Source organism: Pseudomonas sp. LBUM1640 (assembly GCF_059716225.1).
The window spans coordinates 1,261,580-1,284,350 of the sequence record NZ_CP166816.1 but is presented as its reverse complement, the minus strand read 5'-3'; the positions used below and the strand labels follow the sequence as shown (position 1 = coordinate 1,284,350).

Here is a 22,771-nt window from a genome sequence, read left to right as displayed (position 1 = left end):
TACTGTGAGTTCTCACAGTATCCATTTAACGGTTGCCTGCACCAGACTTGGCACTCTCACGTTACTTGAGAACAGACACAGCACAGTGGATCAAAAACACTCCCCCCAAACGAGGTGACTTATGAACGGCAAAGGCATAGGCAGCGAAACGGATACCATCTCCACTACGGAGGTTGAAAAACCATTCAAAGCACGACTCTACCAAAATATCTCATTCACGTACGTCAAAGATAACAACTCGTCCCTTCATAACGCAAAGCTTGTGAGCTACGACATGAATACACGACTTTTCGAGGTCGAGGAGAACGGAAAAGTCACGGGCTACAACATGGAACACGTAACTTACATCTCCTAAAAAACGGTATGACAATACGGGCTATATACACATACAGTCTATAGCCCTCCCCCCTAACTATTTATTTAAAGCACAAGAGAGCGTGCATCGATATTGTACCGGTGAGCAGATCCACTTTATTGCTCTACAAGACTTTCATATCGGCACCCGCTCACACCGCATCCACCTCTCAAACGCCATGGCAGTCAACGGCCGGCTGATCAGATACCCCTGCGCCGTATCGCACTTCCACTGTTTGAGCAGCTTCAGGCTGGGTTCGAATTCCACCCCTTCCGCCACTACCTTGAGCCCCAGGTTGTGGCTCATTTCGATGGTCGAACGCACGATCACGCCGTCTGCGCTGGCGCTGTCGAGGTTGCGGATGAACGACTGGTCGATCTTCAATTCCTGTACCGGCAAACGCTGCAATTGCGCCAGGGATGAATAGCCGGTGCCGAAGTCGTCCACCGACAGGCTGATGCCGCAGGCGCGCAATTGTTCCAACACACTGAGGGCCTGCTGCGGGTTATGCATGATCGCGCTTTCGGTGATCTCGAAAATCAGGTGCTCGGCCAAGACCTGGTATTGCATCAGCAACGCGGTGACGCGAATGGCCAGGTCATCATCGGCCAGGTCGTCCACCGAAATGTTCACCGAGAGCTGCATGTGCAACCCGCGCTGCGCCCAGTCGGCGATCTGGCGGATGGCTTCTTCGATCACCCACAGGGTCAGGCCGCCTATGCTGCCAGTGCGCTCGGCCAAGGGTATGAATTCGGCGGGTGACACTTGGCCCAGTGTCGAATGCTGCCAGCGCAGCAAGGCTTCCGCCTGGCGTACGTGCCCATGGTTGAGGTCGAGTTTGGGCTGATAACACAGGAACAATTCGCCCTCGACAACCGCGCGGCGCAAGTCGCGGATCAGGGTGATCTGGCGCTGGTGCGCCAGGTCGCGGTCTTGCTGGTAGACCTGCAGATGCCCGGGCAGGCTCGCCGCATCATGCCGGGCAATGGCCGCGCGGCTGAGCAGTTCCTCCACCTGCTGGCCGTCGGCGGGGTAGGCGGCGATACCGATACTGACTTCATGGCGCACTTCGTCGTTGCCGATGCGCTGGGGTTCGGTGAGCAGCCCGTAAAGACGGTCAGCACGGGCCACGGCGCGGTCGATCTCGGTGTTTTCCAGCAACAGCAGAAACTCACTGCCGGCGATGCGCGCCGCGGTGTCGCTGGCCAACAGGCTCATGGACAAACATCGGCTGGCTTCGCGCAGCATCTCCTCTACGCCCTGAGGGCCAAAGCCTTCGTTGATCACCCGGTAGTTTTCGATCCCCAGGTACAGCAACACCACCGGCCGCCGCGCACTGATCGCACTGCCCAGGCGCTCCATGGCCAGGGCGCGGTTAGGCAAGCCGGTGAGCGGGTCGTGCAGGGCGTTATGGGCCAATTGTCGCTCGCGCACGGCAATGCCGCTTTGCATGGCGTTGAAGGCACGGGCCAACAAGCCGAACTCATCGTGGCTGCGCACCCGCACCGGCGTGTGATAGTCACCGGCACCAATCCGTTCGGCGGCCTCGACCAAGGCATTGAGCGGGCGCGAGACGCGCCGCGCCAAAAACAATGCGGCCACCAGCGACACCAGCAACACCACCAGGGCAATCCACAGGAACTGCCGGTCCAACGGCGCAAAGGATTCCAGCGCATGGTCGAGCGGGCTTTGCAGCAATACGCGCACCTCATCGCCCTCGCCGGTATTGGCCAGCGGCAGTACCTGGCTGAGCACGCGCTGCCCGTGAAACAGCGTGATCTGGGCTTCAGGGTTGAGGTGCGCCTGGTGCAGCGTTTCGATGATGGAGGCCTGATAGGCCGGCGGCTGAGTACTGAACAACTCGCCGACGTGGCCGTCCTGCGCACTGAGGAACGACACCTCGAGGTTGCTCATCGAACGCAGCTCATTGGCGAACAGCGTGTCCATGGGGAACCCCATGACCACGCGGGCGATAGGCTCGGGGTTGAGCACTTCTTCCTGCACCAGCAAATAGGGCTGGCCGTCCAGGGCGACGATGAGCATTTGCTGGCCACTGCGCCGCGCATGGCGCAAGGCCTCTTCATAGGGAAACGACTGGCCGCGCGTCAGCACGGGTAAGGTGCCGACCATCACTTTGCCATCCAGGCCCAACACAAACACTTCAGTGGCGTGCAGGACGGTGCCATGCCGGCGCAACGCGGTCAGAATCGATTCATCGTTGCCCTCGATCACCGCTTGCTTGAAGGGGCCGTCGACGGTGAGCCAGTCCAACCCGTATTGCAGGCGGCGACCGCGCAGGTCCAGCAAGCGCTCGAACACTTGGCTGCCGGTGGTGAGTTGCACCTGGGCCTGGTTTTCCACGGCACGCGCAGTGGCGGCCTTGACGGCGAAGTAAGTGGCGGCCACGACCACCAGCAGCAACAGCGCCAGCACCCCGGCAATGCGGGTTTGGAAGGTGTGGCGCCACTTCATTGCCGTGCCCTCTGGCAGCGTTCGCCGTGCTTTGCCGATTCGTCCCTTTGTCATACGCATTCCTGGCGGCTGCTGACCAAGTGTCAAAAAAACATCTATTTTTGTTGGATAGTTGGTTTTAGCAGATTAGCTGGGACTTTGGATAAGTAAACCTAGTAAAACCTGCAACCTGGCCGTCACATTATTGACGGCAGTCAGCTGACTTGGGCTGTAAAGTCATGCACATCAATGTCCGCTTTCCGACACTTTGCGTCTGATGGCGTCCGTAGCGTGCTGAGGCGAGGCATGAAAATATCGACTTTCTTTTTCCCCAAGGAAGTGGCTATGCGTTATTTAAAAATAACGGCACAGGACGACTACGATAATGATGTCATCGACGCCGTTTATTTAGAGTTTTTTGATGGCGTAAACCCTAAGGCCGCCGCTGAAGCGCTAGTTATGAATACGCCCGAACATGACCACGGAAGTTTAAAGTGGGTACTGGCTGATGACATCAATGGCACTGGCGTCAGTAATAAAGTCGATGGCGCTTTGGCCCGTGCCTTGGCCAAAAGTTATCTGCAGTTCAACTGGTGGAAGGTGGATCGGCCGTTTAACCGCTATGTTGAAATTTTTGCCGAAGACCTTGACCTTGATGGCAAGCCCGACCTGGTCCGGCTGAGATTTCACGAAGGCGAAGGGGCGCCTACCGATGAGACATTGGTCAATGCCGCTGCCTGTGTTTTTCTCAATGACCCTGCCGGGCGCTATGTCACTCTCAACGCGGATGTGAATGGGGATTCGAAAACCGACCCTTTGGATAGCGCGCTCGTGGTAGACCTGTGTCGTGACTTTTTAAAGTGCGGTTGGAATAACGCTCGAGCGCAAAGAAAGTGCGCGGCTGACGGTACGACGTTGTAGTGGCTGATGCTGCTTGCTCGCCCTCTTCTTTCTATAGGTGTTTTTTATGCGCTACTTGATATTGCGTGCACACGATGTGTCTGACCGCAACAAACCTGATGTGGTTTACCTGAACTTTTACGATGACGTGCTGGCGCAGCCTCTTGCTTTAAACGCCACACTGTTCGATATCAACAGCGACGGCAAACTTGATTGGAGCCTGGCCGACGACATCAACAACAACGGTATCGCCGACAAACTCGATGAGGTGATGGCGCTTGAGTTCGCCCAACAATTCATTGAGTTCAGTTGGTTTAGCCTGGATGCGCCTTTCAATAAATACCTCAGGGTGTTTGCCGAAGACTTCGACGCGAACGGCATCCCCGATACCGTGCGCTTGCACTTTCATCATGGCGAGGGTGAGCCTCGCGATGAAACCATTGCCTACACGGCGGCTTTGTATACCAACGGCGATGGTTCCGGTAACGGCACCACTGTGAGCTGGGATGTGAATAACGACGGTAACGTCAACGTCGCCGACACCGAACTGGTGCGTCGTTTCTGTAAAAACTTCCTGGTAGTGGGCTGGCATGATGCGCGCCGCTCCAAGCCGTCGATAAAACCAGGCAAACCCGTTATTTCTCGCCCCAAAAAAAACTGCTGATGACTACAGGGTCGGTACTCCGGCCCTTTCTACGGGCCCATTACCCCGTGGCCCGAGCCCGCATAAAATCCCCCCAGCGCCGCACCAGATAATTGTGCTCATCCATCACCGAATTCCACACGGCAACATGCCCCATGCGCTGCTCATACGAGCCACCATCGCGAACTTCACCGACATCGATCAGCGGCAACCCGTCACTGCCAGGCAACTCTTCCCGCGCAGGCAAACCCGCGTACCAATAATCCCACTCAGCACGGCTCAAATGATCACGCGTTCGCGCCGGGTTGCCGATGTAGTAACCCTGCCGCGCCATCACCGCCCCCGGCCACCCCGACAACCACCAATTGAGATAAGCATAAGCCGCATCCAATACCGGCCCCTGAGCGTGGCGCGACAACGACAAGCCGCCAAACCAGGCGCGATAGCCTTCGCGGGGCACCGCCAGTCGGTATTTCACCCCGGCGCGGTGCAAACGCATCAAGGTCGGCGACCACAAACTCTGGATATCGATGCTCGGGCTGAGCATCAACTGCGCCGCCTCTTCGTCATCCGACCAGAACGCTGCAAAATGCCCTTCTTTCTGCTTGCGCACCAGGATGTCGGCGAGCACATCGATCTCTTCGATGCTCATATTGCCGATGTCCCTGAACTGCGCCAACCCCGCGCCCTGCACCGCCAGCGCGGCATCCAGCGCACCAATCGCGGCATCACTTTGCAGCGCGGTGCGCGCGCGCCAAGCCGGGTCGAGCAGCCACCCCCAGCTTTCATTGCCGCAGCTGAACCCTTCGGGCAAACGCTCCGGGCGGTAGGCAAAACTGTCGGCGTTGTGGGTCAGCGGCAGCATGCTGATGCGCTCGGTCACCGTGCTGCCGAGGTTGCCGTCGTGCTGCACGAACAGGCGTTCGCTGGGCACACTGCCGCTGCCCAGCCGGTCGTTGGCCGACAGCCGCCCCCGTTTGGGCAGGTCGTTGATCTCGTGCCACAGCGCAATGCGCCGCGTGTCGATGGGCTGGATCGCCCGCGCCGGCCACACGAAGTCAACGTTGTGGAACCACTGGTCGTACAGGTCGTAGCTTTCGGGCTGCATCACCGCGATGCGCTGGGCCTGCGCGACATCGTGCACCTGATACACCAGGCGAATTCCCAACTCTTGCTCCGCCCGCACGCGCAAGCATTCCAACAAGGTCACAGACGTACCCAACACGCGCAATGTGATCATGCCGCAAACCGTCGGGAGAACACGTCGAAAGAGCGCCGCAGCAGCGCCGGGTCGAGGCCACGCAGGATAAACACCAGCCGCGATTGGCGGTCGGTGCCCGGCCACGCAGGCAAGTGCACCGGGGCATGCAGGCAGTGCTGCACGCCATGAATGACGATAGGGGCCGAGCTTGCGTTCACGTTGAGCAGTCCTTTGACGCGAAGGATTCGTTCGCCGTGGCATCTTAACAGCATCGACAACCACACCCCGAAGCCAACCCAGTCCAACGGCTGGTCGAAGCTCAGGCAGCACACTTGCGCCGCGCCGTGGGTGGCCGTGGTGGTTTGATGCAGTTGCCAGCGGCTGACTTCGGCGGCGGGTTCGGCACTGCGCAACCCTTCGCCGAGCAGCAATTGATCGCCACTGTGAATCTCATGGGTATTGAGGATCGGCGTGCCGGCGTTGAGTGCCTGCAGATGAGCGCGCAGTGCTTCGCTGTCGCCCGCCAGGTCAGTCTTGCTCAGCAACAACCGATCGGCCGCCGCCACCTGGGCCAGCCATTCCGGGTGCAAACGCTCCTGCAGCGTGGCGTGGCTGGCATCGACCAAGGTAATCACCAAGCCAATATGAAAACGCCCGCGCAATTGCACGTCATTGTTCAGCGTGGCGAGAATGGGCGCGGGGTCCGCCAGGCCAGTGGTCTCCAGGATCACCCGTTTGAACGCCGGGATTTCGCCACGCTCACGCCGTTGCAACAGGCCGAGCAACGCATCTTTCAGCTCACCGCGAATCGAGCAGCAGACGCAGCCGCTGGGCAGCAGCACAGTGTCCGGCGCCACCTCTTCGACCAACAGATGATCGATACCGACATCGCCGAATTCATTGATCAGCAACGCAGTATCGCCAAGGCTTTCGCCCTGTAGCAGGCGTTTGAGCAAGGTGGTTTTGCCACTGCCGAGGAAACCGGTGATCACGTTAAGGGCGATGCTCATAAGGCCTCCAGGTGATCGAGCAACCGAGGATCAAGCGGGTCCAGCGGGCGGCCCATCATGCGTTCAGCCTCCAGCCAGAGTTGGTCCAAACCACTCGCCAGTGCCTGCTTGCCGGTAGCGCCCAACAGCAGGTACGACGCGCCTTGAAAGTCCTCGACCTTGAGCCGGAACACCGCCAATACCTGATTGATAGCGGCGATCCGGCGCAGGCGTTCGCGGCGCCTGGGCAGTTCATCGCCCAAGGGGTCGCTCCAGTGCAGGTCTTCGCCGAGCAAACCGCAGAGTCCGCACATGACTACACCTCACTCATGGCATGACATCGCCGGAGTTCGGGCCCAGGGTCTGGCCGACGAACAAATTGCCACCGGGTTCACTGGCCAGCAGCACGGCGGTGGGCGCCACCTCATCGGCCAGGCCGAAACGGCCCAGGGGCAGCTCGGCAGCCTTGGCACGTTTCCAGTCAGCACTGATGCCGCCCACCAACGGCGTTTCGATAGGGCCCGGTGCGATGGCGTTGACCAACACATTGTCCTTGGCCACTTCCAACGCCAGGGATTTGGTAAAACCGATCACCCCGGCCTTGGCAGCGGCGTAATGGGTCAGCTCCGCGCCGCCCTTTATGCCCAGTTGCGAGGCGACATTGATGATCCGCCCCCAGCGCTGCGCCAACATGTGCGGCAAGGCGCGCTGGCTGGCGACGAATACGCTGGTGAGGTCAACGCGCAGCATGTCGTTCCACATCTCAATGCTGAGGTCGACACAACGCGCCTGGGTGAGCATGCCAGCGTTGTTGACCAGAATATCGATGCCGCCAAAGTGCTCGACGCAGCGGTCGACACTGGCCTGGGCGCCCTCGACAGTGCCCACATCTGCCAGGCATTCGAAGACCTCGGCGCCGAGGTTGCGGCAGGTGATGGCGGTTTCGGCAAGGCTGGCGGCGTTGCGGTCGGCCAGCAGTAATCGCGCGCCTTGGGCCGCATACGCGCGGGCGATGGCGGCGCCAATGCCACTGCCTGCGCCGGTAATGACGGCGCGGCGGTTAACGAGTTGGGACATACAAGTCTCCTTGGACAAACACAGTTCCAATGTGGGAGCGGGCTTGCTCGCGAATACGGTGGGTCAGTAACAAATGCATCGACTGACACGACGCATTCGCGAGCAAGCCCGCTCCCACATTTGGATTGGATGCCTTCAGTCGGGCCAGCGCACGGTTAAACCACCGTCGATGACGATGCTTTGGCCAGTCAGATAACTCGATGCATCACTGGTCAAAAACTGCACCAGCGAAGCCACCTCATCCGCCCGCCCTACCCGCCCCAGCGGAATCGCCCGCGCGGCCTTGGCCAGACCTTCCGGGCCGAGGGAGTTCTTCGCATCCAACGACTGCGGCGTCTCGATCAACCCCGGTATCACCGCATTGCAACGAATCCCCAACGGCGCCAGCTCCACCGCCAACGAACGGCACAGCCCCGGCACGCCGGCCTTGGCCGCCGCGTAATGGCTGTGCTCCTGCCAGCCATACACGCCACCGGCAATCGACGAAATCGCCACCAGCGCGCCGCCTTCATTCATATGCCGCGTCGCTGCGCGGAAGGTGCGCATCACCCCCGTGAGGTCGACATTGAGCATCTCGTTCCACAGTTCATCGGTCATTTCCAACAACGGCGCGCGGCGCAATAAACCGGCATTGGCCACCGCGTAATCCAGGCGGCCGAAATGCTGCACCGCTTGCGCGGCCAACGCGTCCACCGAGGCGCTATCGCCCACGTCCAGCGGCAGCATCAGGCACTCGCCGCCCGCCTCTTCCACCCGGGCCACGGTGGTGTGCGGGTCATGCGGGTCGGCCGGGTAATACCCGCCCACTACCGCCACGCCGCTGCGCGCATACGCCACGGCGAGGGCTTGGCCGATACCGCTGGCAGCGCCGGTAATCAGGGCAACTTTACGGCTCATCGCATACTCCTTACTGAACGGTTTCCGGGCGCACATGGCGGGCGGCAAACATCAGCGCGCCGGACAAAAAGCACGGCAGCGCGCCGAACCACAGCGCGGCGGTTTGCCAGTCACTGCCGGCGGACAACACTTGGGTGGCGCCAAAGCCTGCCACCACCGCACCAATCGGGCCCATGGCATGGATGATCGCGCCACCGGTGGCGCGGATGCTGGTGGGGAAACTTTCGCTGATAAAGAACAGCGCCGCCGAATACGGCCCAATCAGGAAGAACAGGCCCAGGCTGTACAGCCCGACCACCATGGGCATATTGCTGGGGCCGAACAGCATCCCGGCAAACGCCAGGCCGCCGAGCATCCAGCCCAGGCCGATCACATTGCGACGGCCGATCTTGTCGCCCATCCAGCCGTGAGTCAGGTAGCCGCAATACCCCACCAGGTTCGACAGCACGAGGATGATCAACGAGTTCTCGAACGAGATGTGGTGCACGCTGACGATCACCGAAGTACCCAGCACGCTGAACACCTGGATCGCCGCCCAGTTGAGCAACAGTGCGGCGCCGATCACCAGCGTGGCGCGGCGGGCCGGGCCACGGAAGGCGGCTTTGAGGCCAGCCTTGCTGTGCTCGTCATAGTCCACGCCGTAGGTCACGGCGACGTTTTGCGCTTCTTTCACAGCGCCGCGTTTACGCAGCTCGCTGATGCGCTGGTGAATCTGGAACTGCGGGCTCTCCTTGAGCTTGCGCGCCATGATCGCAATCACGATGGCCGGGATCGCCGCGAAGATAAAGCACCCCTGCCAACCAATGATCGGCAGCAGCAACGCAGTCAAACCGGCGGCGATCAACGCGCCCACCGGCCAGCCGCCCTGCACCAGGCTGTAGATAAACCCACGGCGCTTGGTCAGTCGCGGGTCTTGCGAAGCGCCATACAGCTCGCTCAGGTAAGTGGCGTTGACGGTTTCCTCGGCATAGCCCAGGCCGCCCAACGAACGGATCAGAATCAGCGGCGACTTGCCCCACGCCCCGCCAATCGCGGTGAGTGCCGAACACAGCGCGGAACCGGCCACGGTGAAAATTATGCCTTTGCGCCGCCCCAACTTATCGACGACCGGGCCAATGGCAAAGGCGACCACCGCCGTGCCCACCGCCACCCACGTCGCGATCTCGGCTTGCTCCACTTCACCCCAGCCGAAGTGCCGGCCGATCTCCGGCAGCAAGGTGCCGAAGAGGATGAAGTCATACACCGCAAACACCCAGGCGAAAAACGCGATCCAGGTGGCGAAGCGCACTTCCTGGGAACTCAGTTGCCGGGGTTTCCAGCCAGTCAGGTCAAGCTTGTTGTAGATGGACATAAATCGCGCCTCGCAGGGTTGGGGGCAAACGCCGACTAGCCACAGGTCACGGATGACTCAGGTCAGGTGCGCGGTTGGCGGCGGATAAAGTCGTCGGCGATTTCGTCGAAGGTGACGAAGCGCACGCCGGCATGGCTCTGGATGTGTTCGATCAAGCGCTCGAGCATCAGCAGCACTTGCGGGCGACCGGACACATCCGGGTGGATGGTCATGGTGAACACCGCGTGTTCGTGCTCGCGGTAGACCCAGTCGAACTGGTCGCGCCACATTTCTTCCAGGTGACGCGGGTTGACGAAGCCGTGGCTGTTGGGGGCTTTTTTGATGAACATCATCGGCGGCAGGTCGTCCAGATACCAGTTGGCCGGGATCTCCACCAGGTCGGTTTCTTCGCCGCGCACCAAGGGTTTCATCCACGTGTCGGGGTGCTGGCTGTAGTCGATCTTGGTCCAGCTGTCGCCCTTGCGCACGTAGTAAGGGTGGAAGTCGTTGTGCATCAGGCTGTGGTCGTACTTGATGCCTTTTTTCAGCAGCAGCTCGTTGGTGACCTTGCTGAATTCCCACCACGGCGCGACATAGCCCGTTGGGCGTTTACCGGTGACTTGGGTGATCAGCTCGATGGATTTATCCAGGACGATTTCTTCCTGCTCCGCCGTCATCGCGATGGGGTTTTCATGGCTGTAGCCGTGCACGCCGATTTCATGCCCGGCGTCGGCCACGGCCTTCATCTGCTCGGGGAAGGTTTCCATCGAGTGGCCTGGGATAAACCAGGTGGTGCGCAGGCCGTAGCGTTCGAACAATTTAAGCAGGCGCGGCGCGCCGATTTCACCGGCGAACAGGCCACGGGAAATGTCGTCCGGCGAGTCTTCGCCACCGTAGGAACCGAGCCAGCCGGCGACCGCGTCTACGTCGACGCCAAATGCACAGAGGATGTCTTTAGCCATGGTGTGTCTCCTTAAATAGTCATTACGGATTCGACAGACAGCGCCGTGCGCAACAGGCGTGCGTCTTCCCCCATTGGGGCACTGAGCAGCAACCCGGTGGGCAAACCCTGGGCATCGCGGCCGCTGGGCAGGCTGACGCCAGGCATGTCGAGCAAGCTGCCGGGCATGGTCAGGCGCAGGGTGGCAAGGTTGGTTTTCACAAACAGATCGTCGCAGGCTTCAAGCGCGGCCAACGGCGGTGCGACATGGGCAACGGTCGGGGTAATCAAGACGGCGCCGTCGAGTTCGTCGACCAGTTGGAGTTGCAGGCGACGGCGCGCATCGGTCAGGTGCAGCAACTGGCTGGCGGGCAATGCGCGCGCGGCTTCGAGGCGGCTGCGCACGCGCGGGTCGAGTTGCTCGGCATCGCGGCTGTCGAGTAAGGCTTCGTGCAAGGCGAAGGCTTCGAACGCGCCGAGCCAGCCACACTGCTTGATCAGGTTGAGGGTGGCCTGGAAGGTGGCTGACGCACGCACCTCGATCAGCGCGCCTGTGGCCCTGAGTTGGTCAACCGCGCGCAGCAGGTTATTGCGTACGGCGGGCTCGATGTCTTCGAGTGCGCCTTGCTCAAGCACAAAGTGCTGGCCCTTGAGGCTGCGCGGGCTGTGGGTTTGGGTGCGGCCGTTGAGCAAGTCGTCGATGGCCAGTGCATCGCGCACGCTGCGGGTCAGCGGGCCGAGGCTGTCGAGGGTGTGCGCCAGCGGGAATACGCCGTCACGGCTGTAGCGCCGGCAACTGCTGCGGTAGCCCACCACGCCATTGAGCGCGGCGGGAATGCGGATCGAGCCGGCGGTGTCGGTGCCCATGGCGATCGGCACGATCCCGGCGGCCACGGCAACCGCCGACCCCGACGATGAACCACCGGGAATGCGCGGTTGATCACCGCTGCTGGGGTTGTAGGGCGTGCCAAAATGCGGGTTCAAACCCAGGCCGGAATACGCCAGTTCGCTGAGGTTGGTCTTGCCCACGCTGACCATCCCGGCGCGGCACAGCTGCCCCACGCTCGGCGCGTCGAGCAAGGCCGCGGGCGCCTCGCGACGGTACGCGGCGCCCGCAGTGGTAACGCTGCCGGCCAGATCAAACAGATCTTTCCAGGCCAGGGGCACGCCATCGAACACGCTCAAAGGCTGGCCGGCACGCCAACGAGCGGCGGAGGCTTCGGCCTCACGGCGGGCACGCTCGGCAGTCAGGGAGATAAATACGCTGGGGGCCATGCTCGCGTGGAGAAGTGCCTGTTCGAGCACTTGCACCGGGTCGCTGCGACCACTGGCAAAAGCCTCGGCCATTGATGTGGCGTCTGACATCAGAACGGACCTCATAAAACGTACATATTAATAAAATGTACGTTTAATAAAGGCAGCTTTCGTGCCAGTCTCTGTGCAACCGTTTTGCTGCGAACAGGGTTTATCGCCCAGAACTACGGGCTAGATGGTTTTGTAGGAAGCAAAATTGCGCGGCGAAACCCTCTGAGACGGTCTTCAATGAAATAATGTATCTTTTATTAATAAGTACATTTTGGTGCAGAAAAGTAACAAGGCGACGAGCAAGGCCCCAAAAAAGTGCCACTGACGTAGCGCAGAGTGACAGGTGCATCTATGAGAGAATCCCCGGCCTACGTCCTACACCACTTAGTACTCTTTACGTCAGAGAATGCGATGAAAGCAGTGTCTGCCTCGGCCTCCCGTTACGCGATGATTCACCAAGTGTTGCGTGACGCGATCATCAACGGCACCGCACGCCACGGGCTGGTTTTGCTGGAAGCGCCGCTGGCCGAATTGTTCGGCACCAGCCGCGTGCCGGTGCGCAAGGCGCTGGACCTGCTGCACAACGAGGGGCTGATCTGCCGTTTCAACGGCCGCGGGTACCTGATCAACCCCGACGGCCTGGCCATGGAGCCGCTACGCCTGCCCTTGAGCCACGCGCACCTGGGCCTCAATGGCGACGACGAGCTGGTGGACACCCGGCCGCTGGGCGAACGGATCGTCGAGGAACTCGGTGCGGCACTGTCCACCTGCATTGCCTTCGGCCATTACCGCCTGGACGAGCAAGCCGCCGCCGACCACTACGGCGTCAGCCGCGCCGTGGTGCGCGAAGCGTTGATGCGCTTGCGTGATCGCGGCCTGGTCGAAAAAGAGCCCTACTCACAATGGCTGGCCGGGCCGCTGACCGCCCGGGAAGTTACCGAAGACTACGAACTGCGTGCCTGCCTGGAACCCGAAGCCCTGCGCCAGAGCGCGCCGAACCTGGACCGCGAAATGCTCGAGGCCATGTTGCAGCGCGTGCTGGTTGCCCAGCAAAGCCCACAGTGCAGCCTGGAAGCTATCGAGCAGATCGAAGAGGATTTGCACCAGCACTGCCTGGCCGGCCTGCAAAACCGCAAGATCGCCGCGCTGATTCGTCAGGGCCAGAGCCCGATGATCATCAGCCGGATTTTCTACCGTTTACTGGGAATCGGCGCAGATCCAACCATGCTCGCCGAACATCGCTTGATTCTCGAACTGTTGCTGCATGGTGCGTTTGATGCGGCAGCATTGAATTTGCGTGAGCATTTGCAGCGGGCGCGCCAGCGGATGTTGCAGCGTTTGAAGGTGTTGTCGGTGCTGCCGGAGCAGCCCTTGCCGGCCTACCTCCACAAAATCAGCTGACCGCCCGCGGTACAAAATGTGGGCGCTGGCGTGCCAGCTCCCACAGGGATACAGCGGTGCTTTCGAAAATATTATGCAATATGTTGCTATCTCACTCCCGCCATTGAAACCACCGCTGCCCCGCCCCATCTAACCTGCATACTTCCTTATGCAGGTGCCCCATGAGCGACCAGCAAGAATTCCCGGACATCGACCTGAACGATTACGCCGATCCCGAAAACGCTGAACACGAAGCATCGTCCAACACCGGCCTGGCCCTGCCTGGGCAAAACCTGCCGGACAAGGTCTACATCATCCCGATCCACAATCGGCCGTTCTTCCCGGCGCAAGTACTGCCGGTAATCGTCAATGAAGAACCGTGGGCCGAGACGCTGGAGCTGGTGAGCAAATCCGATCACCACTCGCTGGCCCTGTTCTTCATGGACACCCCGCCGGAAGACCCACGCCACTTCGACACCTCCAGCCTGCCGCTGTACGGCACGTTGGTGAAGGTGCACCACGCCAGCCGCGAGAACGGCAAGCTGCAATTCGTCGCCCAGGGCCTGACCCGCGTGCGCATCAAAACCTGGCTCAAGCACCACCGCCCACCGTACCTGGTGGAAGTCGAATACCCGCACCAGCCGACCCAGCCGACCGACGAGGTCAAGGCCTACGGCATGGCGCTGATCAATGCGATCAAGGAACTGCTGCCGCTCAACCCGCTGTACAGCGAAGAGCTGAAAAACTACCTCAACCGCTTCAGCCCCAACGACCCGTCACCGCTCACCGACTTCGCCGCCGCGTTGACCTCGGCCACCGGTAACGAGTTGCAGGAAGTGCTGGACTGCGTGCCCATGCTCAAGCGCATGGAAAAAGTGCTGCCGATGCTGCGCAAGGAAGTCGAAGTTGCGCGCCTGCAAAAAGAACTCTCCGCCGAAGTGAACCGCAAGATCGGCGAGCATCAGCGTGAATTCTTCCTCAAGGAGCAGCTCAAGGTCATCCAGCAAGAACTGGGCTTGACCAAAGATGATCGCAGTGCCGACGTCGAGCAGTTCGAACAACGCCTGGTGGGCAAAGTGCTGCCGGCCCAGGCGCAAAAGCGCATCGGCGAAGAAATGAACAAGCTGTCGATCCTGGAAACGGGCTCGCCGGAATACGCTGTGACCCGCAACTACCTGGACTGGGCGACCTCAGTACCGTGGGGCGTGTATGGCGAAGACAAACTCGACATGAAACACGCGCGCAAGGTGTTGGATAAACACCATGCGGGCCTGGATGACATCAAGAGCCGCATCCTCGAGTTCCTCGCAGTGGGCGCCTATAAAGGCGAAGTCGCCGGTTCCATCGTGCTGCTGGTCGGCCCGCCGGGCGTGGGCAAGACCAGTGTGGGTAAATCGATTGCCGAATCCCTGGGCCGGCCGTTCTACCGCTTCAGCGTCGGCGGCATGCGCGACGAGGCCGAGATCAAGGGCCATCGCCGCACCTACATCGGCGCCATGCCGGGCAAGCTGGTGCAGGCGCTCAAAGATGTGGAAGTGATGAACCCGGTGATCATGCTCGATGAAATCGACAAGATGGGCCAGAGCTACCAGGGCGACCCGGCCTCGGCCTTGCTCGAAACCCTGGACCCGGAACAGAACGTCGAATTCCTCGACCACTACCTGGACCTGCGCCTGGACCTGTCCAAAGTGCTGTTCGTGTGCACCGCCAACACCCTGGACTCGATCCCCGGCCCATTGCTGGACCGGATGGAAGTGATTCGCCTGTCGGGCTATATCACCGAAGAGAAAGTCGCCATCGCCAAGCGTCACCTGTGGCCCAAACAGCTGGAAAAAGCCGGCGTGTCGAAAAACAGCCTGAGCATCAGCGACGGTGCCCTGCGTGCATTGATCGATGGTTATGCGCGGGAAGCCGGGGTGCGCCAGCTGGAGAAACAGCTGGGCAAGCTGGTACGCAAGGCCGTGGTCAAGCTGCTGGATGAGCCGGACTCGGTGATCAAGATCGGCAACAAGGACCTGGAAAGCTCCCTGGGCATGCCGGTGTTTCGCAATGAGCAAGTGCTGTCCGGCACCGGCGTAATTACCGGCCTGGCCTGGACCAGCATGGGCGGCGCGACCTTGCCGATTGAGGCGACGCGCATCCACACGCTCAATCGCGGCTTCAAGCTCACCGGGCAGTTGGGTGAGGTGATGAAGGAGTCCGCCGAGATTGCCTACAGCTACATCAGCTCGAACCTGAAGTCGTTTGGCGGCGATCCGAAGTTCTTTGACGAGGCCTTCGTGCACTTGCACGTGCCGGAAGGCGCCACGCCGAAAGACGGCCCGAGCGCGGGTGTGACCATGGCCAGTGCGCTGCTGTCGTTGGCGCGTAACCAGGCGCCGAAAAAAGGCGTGGCGATGACCGGCGAGCTGACGCTGACCGGGCATGTGCTGCCGATTGGCGGCGTGCGTGAGAAGGTGATTGCGGCAAGGCGTCAGAAGATTCATGAGCTGATTTTACCGGAGCCCAACCGTGGCAGTTTTGAGGAGTTGCCGGAGTATCTGAAGGAAGGCATGACAGTGCACTTTGCCAAGCGCTTTGCGGATGTGGCGAAGGTGCTGTTCTGATTTCACACTGACCTGTGGCGAGGGAGCTTGCTCCCGCTGGGGCGCGTAGCGGCCCCATTTTCTTGGGACTGCTGCGCAGTCCAGCGGGAGCAAGCTCCCTCGCCACAGGGGTTTGTGTCGCTTCCTGCTTGTCACACCTTGTCTCATCTTCGGTTATGCTCGCCCTTCGTCGCCATACAACGGAGCCTCCATGACCGCTGCCCGCCTGCTTCTCCCCTTGAGCCTTGCCCTGCTGGCCGCTTGCGCCAGTGCCCCCAAGCAAAACGTCACAGTGGAAAACCAGAGCGCCTGCCCGCTTCAGCTTAAAACGGGGCAAAACCTGACCCTCACCTTGCCGAGCAACCCTACCACCGGCTACCGCTGGGCCATCCAGGACTCTGCCGGCGGCGTGCTGCGCGCGCTCAGCCCGGAGGTCTACAGCAGCAGCGAATCCGGCGTGATCGGCGGTGGCGGTCAGTCCACGTGGCGCTTCCAGGCGTTCGCGGCCGGCCAGGGCCGGTTGCGCCTGACGTCGCAACAACCCTGGGAACCGGAAGCGGAACCTGCCGAAACCTTCGACTGCGCCATTACGGTGAACTGATATGCCATGGCTGATTCTTGCGCTGATGGGCGCCGGCACCTTTATCTACGGCCTGACCACCCATGCCACGTTGTTGTGCCTGTTGGTCAAGCCGCTGCCGGTGCTGGCGTTGCTGGGCTGGCTGCATGATGCACCGCCCACCGACTATCGACGCTGGATCAGCCTGGGGCTGATTTTTTCGCTGGTCGGCGATGTATTGCTCGCCTGGCCGGGTGACCTGTTTATCTTCGGCCTCGGCGCTTTCCTGTTCGCGCACCTGGCGTACCTGAAAGCCTATCTCAGCGATTGCCGCCGCTTGGCGGTGTTGCCGCTGGTATTGGCATTGGGCTTGGGCGCCATCCTGCTGAGCGTCCTGATTTCCCATGGCCTGGGCGAACTGCTGATTCCAGTGGTGGTGTATGCGCTGGTGATCAGCGCCATGCTCTGGCGTGCGCTGGCGCGGCTGGGCAGTGAGGTGCCCAAGCAATCGGCACTGCTGGCGGCGGCGGGTGCAGTGTCGTTCGTGTTTTCCGACGCGCTGATTGGCATCAATCGGTTTGTCGTCGCCTTTGAGGCAGCACCGTATTTATTGATCAGCACGTATTGGCTGGGTCAGTGGGGCATCACCGCCTCGGCTTTCCATCAGACAACCCGCGCACACGAGGGCCAATTTGGCTAAAATGCCGGCCTTTCCCCCCTCGTCGCCGGAACAACCGTGAGCAAAGAACCCGATCGCCTATTCGCCCAGCCCCTGCCCCAGGTGCCGGACTTCGCCTTTAACGAGGACGTGGTGCGGGTGTTCCCGGACATGATCAAACGCTCGGTGCCCGGTTACCCGACCATCGTCGAGAACCTCGGCGTGCTGGCGGCGCAGTTTGCACAACCCAACAGCGTGCTCTACGACCTGGGCTCGTCCCTCGGCGCGGTGACCCAGGCCCTGCGCCGCCACGTGCGCACCGACGGTTGCCGGGTGATCGCGGTGGATAACTCGGCGGCGATGGTCGAGCGTTGCCGCGAATACCTCAATGGCCAGGACTCGATGTTCCAGGAGTTGCTGCCGGTTGAGGTGATCGAGGGCGATATCCTCGCGCTGCAGTTCCAACCGGCCTCGGTGGTGGCGCTGAACTTTACCCTGCAATTTATCGCCCCCGATGAGCGCCTGGCGCTGCTCGGGCGCATCCGCCAGTCGCTGCTGCCGGGCGGTGCGTTGATCCTCTCGGAGAAGCTGCGGTTCAATGACCCGCAAGAACACGCGCTGCTCACCGACCTGCACATCGCGTTCAAACGCGCCAACGGCTACAGCGAACTGGAAATCGCCCAGAAACGCAGCGCCATCGAAAACGTCATGAAGCCCGACAGCCTCCAAGAACACCGCGAACGCCTGCTGGCGGCCGGGTTCTCGACAGTCGTGCCGTGGTTCCAGTGTCTTAACTTTGCCTCGTTGATTGCCTTGCCATGATTGATCTTTCCCCCCTCGCCCGCCATCTGGTCGGTACTCCTTTGGCCGTGTGGGCCCAGGGCCTGCAAGCGCAACTCGATAGCAAAATGGAAAAGGGTCATGGCGACCTGGAGCGTTGGCAGAGCGCGTTGGATGCGCTGCCCAACATTCAGCCCAGCGAAGTCGATTTGCTCAACGGCCTGACCCTCGACACCGATTGCGACGACGATACCCGCGCGCAAATGCACACGGCGCTGATGGGCCTGAGCCCGTGGCGCAAGGGCCCGTTCAACCTGTTCGGCGTGCACGTGGACACTGAATGGCGTTCGGACTGGAAGTGGTCGCGGGTCGCGCCGCACTTGGATTTCAACGGCAAGCGCATCCTCGATGTGGGCTGCGGCAACGGCTATTACATGTGGCGCATGCTCGGCGCCGGCGCCGACAGCGTGATTGGCGTGGACCCGAACTGGCTGTTCTTTTGCCAGTTCCAGGCGGTGCAGCGTTACCTGTCGGCGCCGAAGGCCTGGCACCTGCCGTTCCCGTTTGAAGATTTGCCACCGAACATGGAAGGCTTCGACACGGTGTTTTCCATGGGCGTGTTCTACCACCGTCGCTCGCCTATCGAACATTTGCTGGCGCTGAAAGACTGTTTGGTCAAAGGTGGCGAACTGGTCCTCGAAACCCTGGTGGTCGACGGCGATCAGCAGCAAGTGCTGGTGCCGGAAGACCGCTACGCACAGATGCGCAACGTGTGGTTCCTGCCCTCGGTGCCCGCGTTGATGCTGTGGCTGCGCCGGGCCGGGTTCAGTGAGGTGCGTTGTGTGGATGTGAGCGTGACCACGGTTGAGGAACAGCGTGGCACGGCGTGGATGAAGTTTCAGTCGCTGAGTGATTTTCTGGACCCGGACGATCACGGCAAGACGATTGAAGGGCTGCCGGCGCCGATGCGGGCGGTGATTATCGCCAAGAAGTGAGCACTGATTTCCCTGCTTAAATAGAGATCAAAATGTGGGAGCTGGCTTGCCTGCGATCGCGATCTGTCAGTCAATTCATCAGTGACTGATAGACCGCTATCGCAGGCAAGCCAGCTCCCACATTGGTTTTCAGTGTTCTTTAGAGTGTGGGCTTGGCTCTTCTGGCCTTAAAGAACTCACTCAACACCGCCCCACACTCCTCAGCCAAGACCCCGCCTTCAAACAACACCCGATGGTTGAGAAACCCTTGGGTAAAAAACTGCCCCTGGCTTTGCACAATCCCGGCCTTAGGCTCCAGCGCGCCGTACACCACCCGCGCGACGCGCGAGTGCACGATCAGGCCCGCGCACATGCTGCACGGCTCCAGCGTCACATACAGCGTGCTGCCGAGCAGGCGGTAGTTGCTGATCGCCTGCGCGGCGGCGCGGATGGCGACCATTTCGGCATGGGCGCTGGGGTCGTTGCCGCTGATCGGGCAGTTGAAGCCACGGCCGATGACTTCACCGTCCTGCACCAGCACCGCGCCCACGGGCACTTCACCCAGTGCGGCGCCTTGGGCGGCAAGGGCCAGGGCTTCGCGCATGAAGTCCTGGTCGCGGCTGCGGTCGATAATCGCTGCGGGGCGAACCTGGCGCATCACGCCACCTCGATGGCGGCCATCAGGCCGGTTTCCATGTGGTCGATCACGTGGCAGTGGAACATCCACACCCCTGGGTTATCCGCCACCAACGCCACGCGGGCGCGTTCGTTCTTGCCCAGCAAGTAGGTGTCGGTGAAATACGGGATCACCTTATGGCGGTTCGAGGCGATCACCTTGAAGCTCATGCCGTGCAGGTGGATCGGGTGCTGGTACTGGGTCATGTTCTTCAATTCGAAAATGTAGCTCTTGCCCTTCTCAAGCTTGGCAATCGGGCGGTCGGCGCAGGTCTTGTCGGTGATGTCCCAAGCCTTGCCGTTGATTTGCCACAGGCTCGGCGGCTTGCCGTCATCCACCGACACCGTACCGACCCACTCGAAATTGAAGTTGAGTTTCTCGGCGTTGGCCAGGTCCGGCTCGGCAATCGGGTTGGCGGGCAGCGCCGGTGGCCATTCGTTGGGCGCGTCGGTGTTAGCCACCGAACGAAAGGTGCCCAGACGCACCGGGCCATTGCGGATGGAGAGTTCTTCACCGGCCGGTGGCGCCTTGATCGCCAGGCAAATGCGCATACCCGGGCCCAGCCAATATTCCTTGCCCAATGGGCGCGGCTCGATGGGGTTGCCGTCCAGCGCGTAGATCTGTGCTTCGACGCCAGGAATATTCAGGCGATAGGTCAGCGTGTTGTCGAGGTTAAGCAGGCGCACGCGAGTGATCTGCCCCGCAGGCAAATCGACCACCGCCTGGGGCACGCCATTGATCGTCGACAACCGCCCCGCCGTGCCGCCGCGCGCCGCTTCGCGGGGTACGCTGAAGGCGACGAAAGCGCCCTCCTCGTCGACGTGCCAGCTTTTCAGGCTCAGGGTGCGCTCGTGTTTAAAACCGGTGGGGTCGCGTTCTTCGATGATCAGCGGGCCAACCAGGCCGCGGCCGAGCTCTTCGCTGCTGTTCACATGCGGGTGATACCAGTAGCTGCCGGCGTCCGGCACGCGAAATTTGTAGTCGAAATACTCACCGGGCAGTACCGGCAATTGCGAGACGTACGGCACGCCGTCCATTTCCAGCGGCAGGCGAATGCCGTGCCAGTGAATGGTGGTGGCGACCGGCAGGTGGTTGATAAAGCGCACCCGCAGCCACTCACCCTGACGCACACGCAGCTCGGTGCCCGGCGCCGACGGCCCGAAGGCCCAGGCTTGGGTTGTGTGCCCTGGCACCAGCTCTACATCCAGTGGTGCGGCGATCAGTTCGTAATCGTGCCCAGCCTCGGCCTCGGCGACTTTCCCCAGCCAGTAGCGGTAGGCGCCACCGGCACCTACGCCCACTACGGCCAGGCCTGCAAGACCACCCAGGATTTGTCGACGGGAAAAGGATCGGGACACAACAACCTCACGTATCTGCCGCAGACCATAGGCCCGCAAAGGGCAGATACGATACACCTGACCCGGCTAAACAGTAAGGCTTCGCATTGCCGCATGGCTGAATTCAAAGGGTTTGGCTGGGTAACTACAACGCTGGACACACCGAAAATCACTGTGGGAGGGGGCAAGCCCCCTCCCACATTTTGATCTTCAGTGATTTTTAGACGGTGCTCACTTGGAGCTGGCAGCCGCCAGGATCAGCGCTTTCATCTCGGCCACCGCGCCTTTGAAACCGACGAACAGTGCGTGCGCCACCAGCGCATGGCCGATGTTCAGTTCGTTGATGCCCTTGATCGCAGCCACGGCTTCGACGTTGTGATAGTGCAAACCATGGCCGGCGTTAACGATCAAGCCTTCGTTCAGGCCGCACTTTACGCCGTCGATGATGCGCTGCAGTTCGTCGGCGACTTCGGTCGGCGTGGTGGCGTCGGCGTAGCGGCCGGTGTGCAGTTCGATGGCCGGTGCGCCGACACGGCGTGAGGCTTCGATCTGGCGTTCATCGGCGTCGATGAACAGCGACACTTCGCTGCCGATCTTCGACAGGCGCTCCACCGCGGCCTTGATCCGCGCTTCCTGGCCGGCCACGTCGAGGCCGCCTTCGGTGGTCAGTTCCTGGCGGGTTTCCGGCACCAGGCAGATATGCGCCGGGCGGATGCGCTCGGCGAACGCCATCATTTCTTCGGTGACGCCCATTTCGAAGTTCATGCGGGTTTGCAGCACGTCCTTGAGCAGCAATACGTCGCGCTCCTGGATGTGGCGGCGGTCTTCACGCAGGTGCACGGTGATGCCGTCGGCGCCCGCTTCTTCGGCGTCCAGCGCGGCCTTGACCGGGTCAGGGTAACGGGTGCCCCGGGCCTGGCGCAGGGTAGCGACGTGGTCGATGTTGACGCCAAGAAGAATGCGATTGCTGGTGCTCACGGAAGCGCTCCTGAAAAGGGAAAGAAACGCTGCACAGCATACACGGGGTTGTCAGGGCTTTCGAAACAACTCGCGACTGACCAGCGGCCGGCCGCCCAAGTGCACGGCCAGCGCCTGGCGCATCAAACGCTTGGCGGCGGACAAGGCGCCGGGGGCTGTCCAGTCGGCTTCGCTCATGGCCAGCAACTCAGTGCCCTGGAACAGGCCGGGTTGCAGCAGGTACACGCGCTCAAGACCGGCGTCGACTTGCAGGCGGTACATGCCGTCGGCAGCGATTGGGTCGCCGTGCAAATCGTTGCTCAATTCAAAGCCGTAGCCCAGGTCGTCGAGCAGGCGCCATTCGAAGGCACGCAGCAGCGGCTCCAAAGGACGGCCTTCGGCCAGAGCGATGAGCGTGGCGGCGTAGTGATCGAAGACCGCAGGGTGCGGGTCTTCGGCGGGCAGCAGGCGAATCAGCAGTTCGTTGAGGTAAAGGCCACTGAAGAGTGCTTCGCCATTGAGCCAGGCGCTGGTGCCAACGCTTTCCAGGCGGCCGACGTTTTTCAGCTCGCCCTTGCCACGAAACTCCACGTCCAGCGCCACGAACGGTCGCGCCAACGTGCCTGCCTTGCCCCGCGCGCTGCGCAACACCGCGCGCAGGCGGCCTTGGGGCGTGAGGAAGTCCACCAACGCGCTGGTCTCGCGGTAGGCGCGGCTGTGCAGGACGTAGGCGAGTTGGCTGGGAGGTGGGGTTTGAGACATGAGACGGGGAATCTC

At 61.3% G+C, this 22,771-nt stretch carries 22 protein-coding genes; 9 read left to right on the top strand and 13 right to left on the bottom strand.

The features are described from left to right. The first annotated feature begins 121 nt into the window (after positions 1–121). Complete coding sequence (locus ACA065_RS05700; protein ID WP_497693667.1) at positions 122–355, top strand: hypothetical protein; 234 nt, start codon at positions 122–124, stop codon at positions 353–355. A 135-nt stretch (positions 356–490) separates the two neighbouring features. Here ACA065_RS05700 and ACA065_RS05695 read toward each other — a convergent pair whose 3' ends face one another. Next, positions 491–2,827, bottom strand: a complete 2,337-nt coding sequence (locus ACA065_RS05695; RefSeq protein WP_497695306.1) for a putative bifunctional diguanylate cyclase/phosphodiesterase — start codon at positions 2,825–2,827, stop codon at positions 491–493. A 285-nt stretch (positions 2,828–3,112) separates the two neighbouring features. Between ACA065_RS05695 and ACA065_RS05690 the strand changes: the two genes are divergently transcribed. Both ACA065_RS05690 and ACA065_RS05685 read left to right on the top strand, forming a co-directional pair. Beyond that, positions 3,113–3,727, top strand: coding sequence for a hypothetical protein (locus ACA065_RS05690; RefSeq protein WP_497693666.1), 615 nt, complete (start codon positions 3,113–3,115; stop codon positions 3,725–3,727). Between the two features lie 46 nt (positions 3,728–3,773). Beyond that, positions 3,774–4,370 carry a hypothetical protein gene (locus ACA065_RS05685; protein ID WP_497693665.1) on the top strand — a complete coding sequence of 199 codons (597 nt, stop codon included), beginning with the start codon at positions 3,774–3,776 and terminating at the stop codon, positions 4,368–4,370. Between the two features lie 40 nt (positions 4,371–4,410). Here the strand turns inward: ACA065_RS05685 and ACA065_RS05680 are convergent, their stop codons facing one another. The 8 genes from ACA065_RS05680 to ACA065_RS05645 form a co-directional block, all read right to left on the bottom strand. Then, positions 4,411–5,589 (bottom strand): ABC transporter substrate-binding protein, encoded by a 1,179-nt coding sequence (locus tag ACA065_RS05680; protein ID WP_497693664.1) that lies wholly within the window; start codon positions 5,587–5,589, stop codon positions 4,411–4,413. Beyond that, on the bottom strand, positions 5,586–6,560 hold the full coding sequence (locus tag ACA065_RS05675) for a CobW family GTP-binding protein (RefSeq protein ID WP_497693663.1): 975 nt from the start codon (positions 6,558–6,560) through the stop codon (positions 5,586–5,588). Before ACA065_RS05675 ends, ACA065_RS05680 begins: the two co-directional genes overlap by 4 nt. Beyond that, positions 6,557–6,853, bottom strand: a complete 297-nt coding sequence (locus tag ACA065_RS05670) for a hypothetical protein (RefSeq protein ID WP_497693662.1) — start codon at positions 6,851–6,853, stop codon at positions 6,557–6,559. The genes ACA065_RS05675 and ACA065_RS05670 overlap by 4 nt, the downstream gene beginning before the upstream one ends. 13 nt (positions 6,854–6,866) lie before the next feature. Next, the gene (locus ACA065_RS05665) at positions 6,867–7,616 is read right to left on the bottom strand and encodes an SDR family NAD(P)-dependent oxidoreductase (protein ID WP_497693661.1); all 750 of its coding nucleotides are present in this window, start codon (positions 7,614–7,616) and stop codon (positions 6,867–6,869) included. 135 nt (positions 7,617–7,751) lie between these two features. Further along, positions 7,752–8,513, bottom strand: a complete 762-nt coding sequence (locus ACA065_RS05660) for an SDR family NAD(P)-dependent oxidoreductase (RefSeq protein WP_497693660.1) — start codon at positions 8,511–8,513, stop codon at positions 7,752–7,754. A gap of 10 nt (positions 8,514–8,523) precedes the next feature. Beyond that, positions 8,524–9,864: an MFS transporter gene (locus ACA065_RS05655; RefSeq protein ID WP_497693659.1), complete on the bottom strand. Its 1,341-nt coding sequence runs from the start codon at positions 9,862–9,864 to the stop codon at positions 8,524–8,526. A 62-nt stretch (positions 9,865–9,926) separates the two neighbouring features. Further along, complete coding sequence (locus ACA065_RS05650; RefSeq protein WP_003234086.1) at positions 9,927–10,805, bottom strand: polysaccharide deacetylase family protein; 879 nt, start codon at positions 10,803–10,805, stop codon at positions 9,927–9,929. Between the two features lie 11 nt (positions 10,806–10,816). Next, a complete protein-coding gene (locus ACA065_RS05645) occupies positions 10,817–12,148 on the bottom strand; it encodes an amidase (protein WP_497693658.1) in 1,332 nt (443 codons plus the stop codon). 351 nt (positions 12,149–12,499) lie between these two features. Here ACA065_RS05645 and ACA065_RS05640 point away from each other — a divergent pair, with 351 nt between their 5' ends. From ACA065_RS05640 to cmoB, 6 genes are all read left to right on the top strand, one after another. After that, positions 12,500–13,489, top strand: a complete 990-nt coding sequence (locus ACA065_RS05640; protein WP_497693657.1) for a GntR family transcriptional regulator — start codon at positions 12,500–12,502, stop codon at positions 13,487–13,489. Between the two features lie 161 nt (positions 13,490–13,650). Next, the gene (gene lon / locus ACA065_RS05635) at positions 13,651–16,074 is read left to right on the top strand and encodes an endopeptidase La (protein WP_497693656.1); all 2,424 of its coding nucleotides are present in this window, start codon (positions 13,651–13,653) and stop codon (positions 16,072–16,074) included. A gap of 190 nt (positions 16,075–16,264) precedes the next feature. Next, positions 16,265–16,654, top strand: a complete 390-nt coding sequence (locus tag ACA065_RS05630) for a protease inhibitor I42 family protein (RefSeq protein ID WP_497693655.1) — start codon at positions 16,265–16,267, stop codon at positions 16,652–16,654. Between the two features lies 1 nt (position 16,655). Beyond that, the gene (locus ACA065_RS05625) at positions 16,656–17,312 is read left to right on the top strand and encodes a lysoplasmalogenase (protein WP_497693654.1); all 657 of its coding nucleotides are present in this window, start codon (positions 16,656–16,658) and stop codon (positions 17,310–17,312) included. A gap of 36 nt (positions 17,313–17,348) precedes the next feature. Further along, positions 17,349–18,092: a carboxy-S-adenosyl-L-methionine synthase CmoA gene (gene cmoA / locus ACA065_RS05620; protein ID WP_497693653.1), complete on the top strand. Its 744-nt coding sequence runs from the start codon at positions 17,349–17,351 to the stop codon at positions 18,090–18,092. Beyond that, entirely contained in the window at positions 18,089–19,045 is a 957-nt protein-coding gene (cmoB, locus tag ACA065_RS05615; RefSeq protein ID WP_497693652.1) for a tRNA 5-methoxyuridine(34)/uridine 5-oxyacetic acid(34) synthase CmoB, read from the top strand. The genes cmoA and cmoB overlap by 4 nt, the downstream gene beginning before the upstream one ends. Positions 19,046–19,184: 139 nt before the next feature. Here the strand turns inward: cmoB and tadA are convergent, their stop codons facing one another. The 4 genes from tadA to recO form a co-directional block, all read right to left on the bottom strand. Beyond that, positions 19,185–19,682 (bottom strand): tRNA adenosine(34) deaminase TadA, encoded by a 498-nt coding sequence (gene tadA, locus ACA065_RS05610; RefSeq protein ID WP_497693651.1) that lies wholly within the window; start codon positions 19,680–19,682, stop codon positions 19,185–19,187. Then, positions 19,682–21,058, bottom strand: a complete 1,377-nt coding sequence (locus ACA065_RS05605; RefSeq protein WP_497693650.1) for a multicopper oxidase family protein — start codon at positions 21,056–21,058, stop codon at positions 19,682–19,684. Before ACA065_RS05605 ends, tadA begins: the two co-directional genes overlap by 1 nt. 210 nt (positions 21,059–21,268) lie before the next feature. Beyond that, a complete protein-coding gene (gene pdxJ / locus ACA065_RS05600; protein WP_497693649.1) occupies positions 21,269–22,015 on the bottom strand; it encodes a pyridoxine 5'-phosphate synthase in 747 nt (248 codons plus the stop codon). Between the two features lie 51 nt (positions 22,016–22,066). Further along, a complete protein-coding gene (recO, locus tag ACA065_RS05595) occupies positions 22,067–22,756 on the bottom strand; it encodes a DNA repair protein RecO (RefSeq protein ID WP_497693648.1) in 690 nt (229 codons plus the stop codon). Positions 22,757–22,771 lie beyond the last annotated feature (15 nt).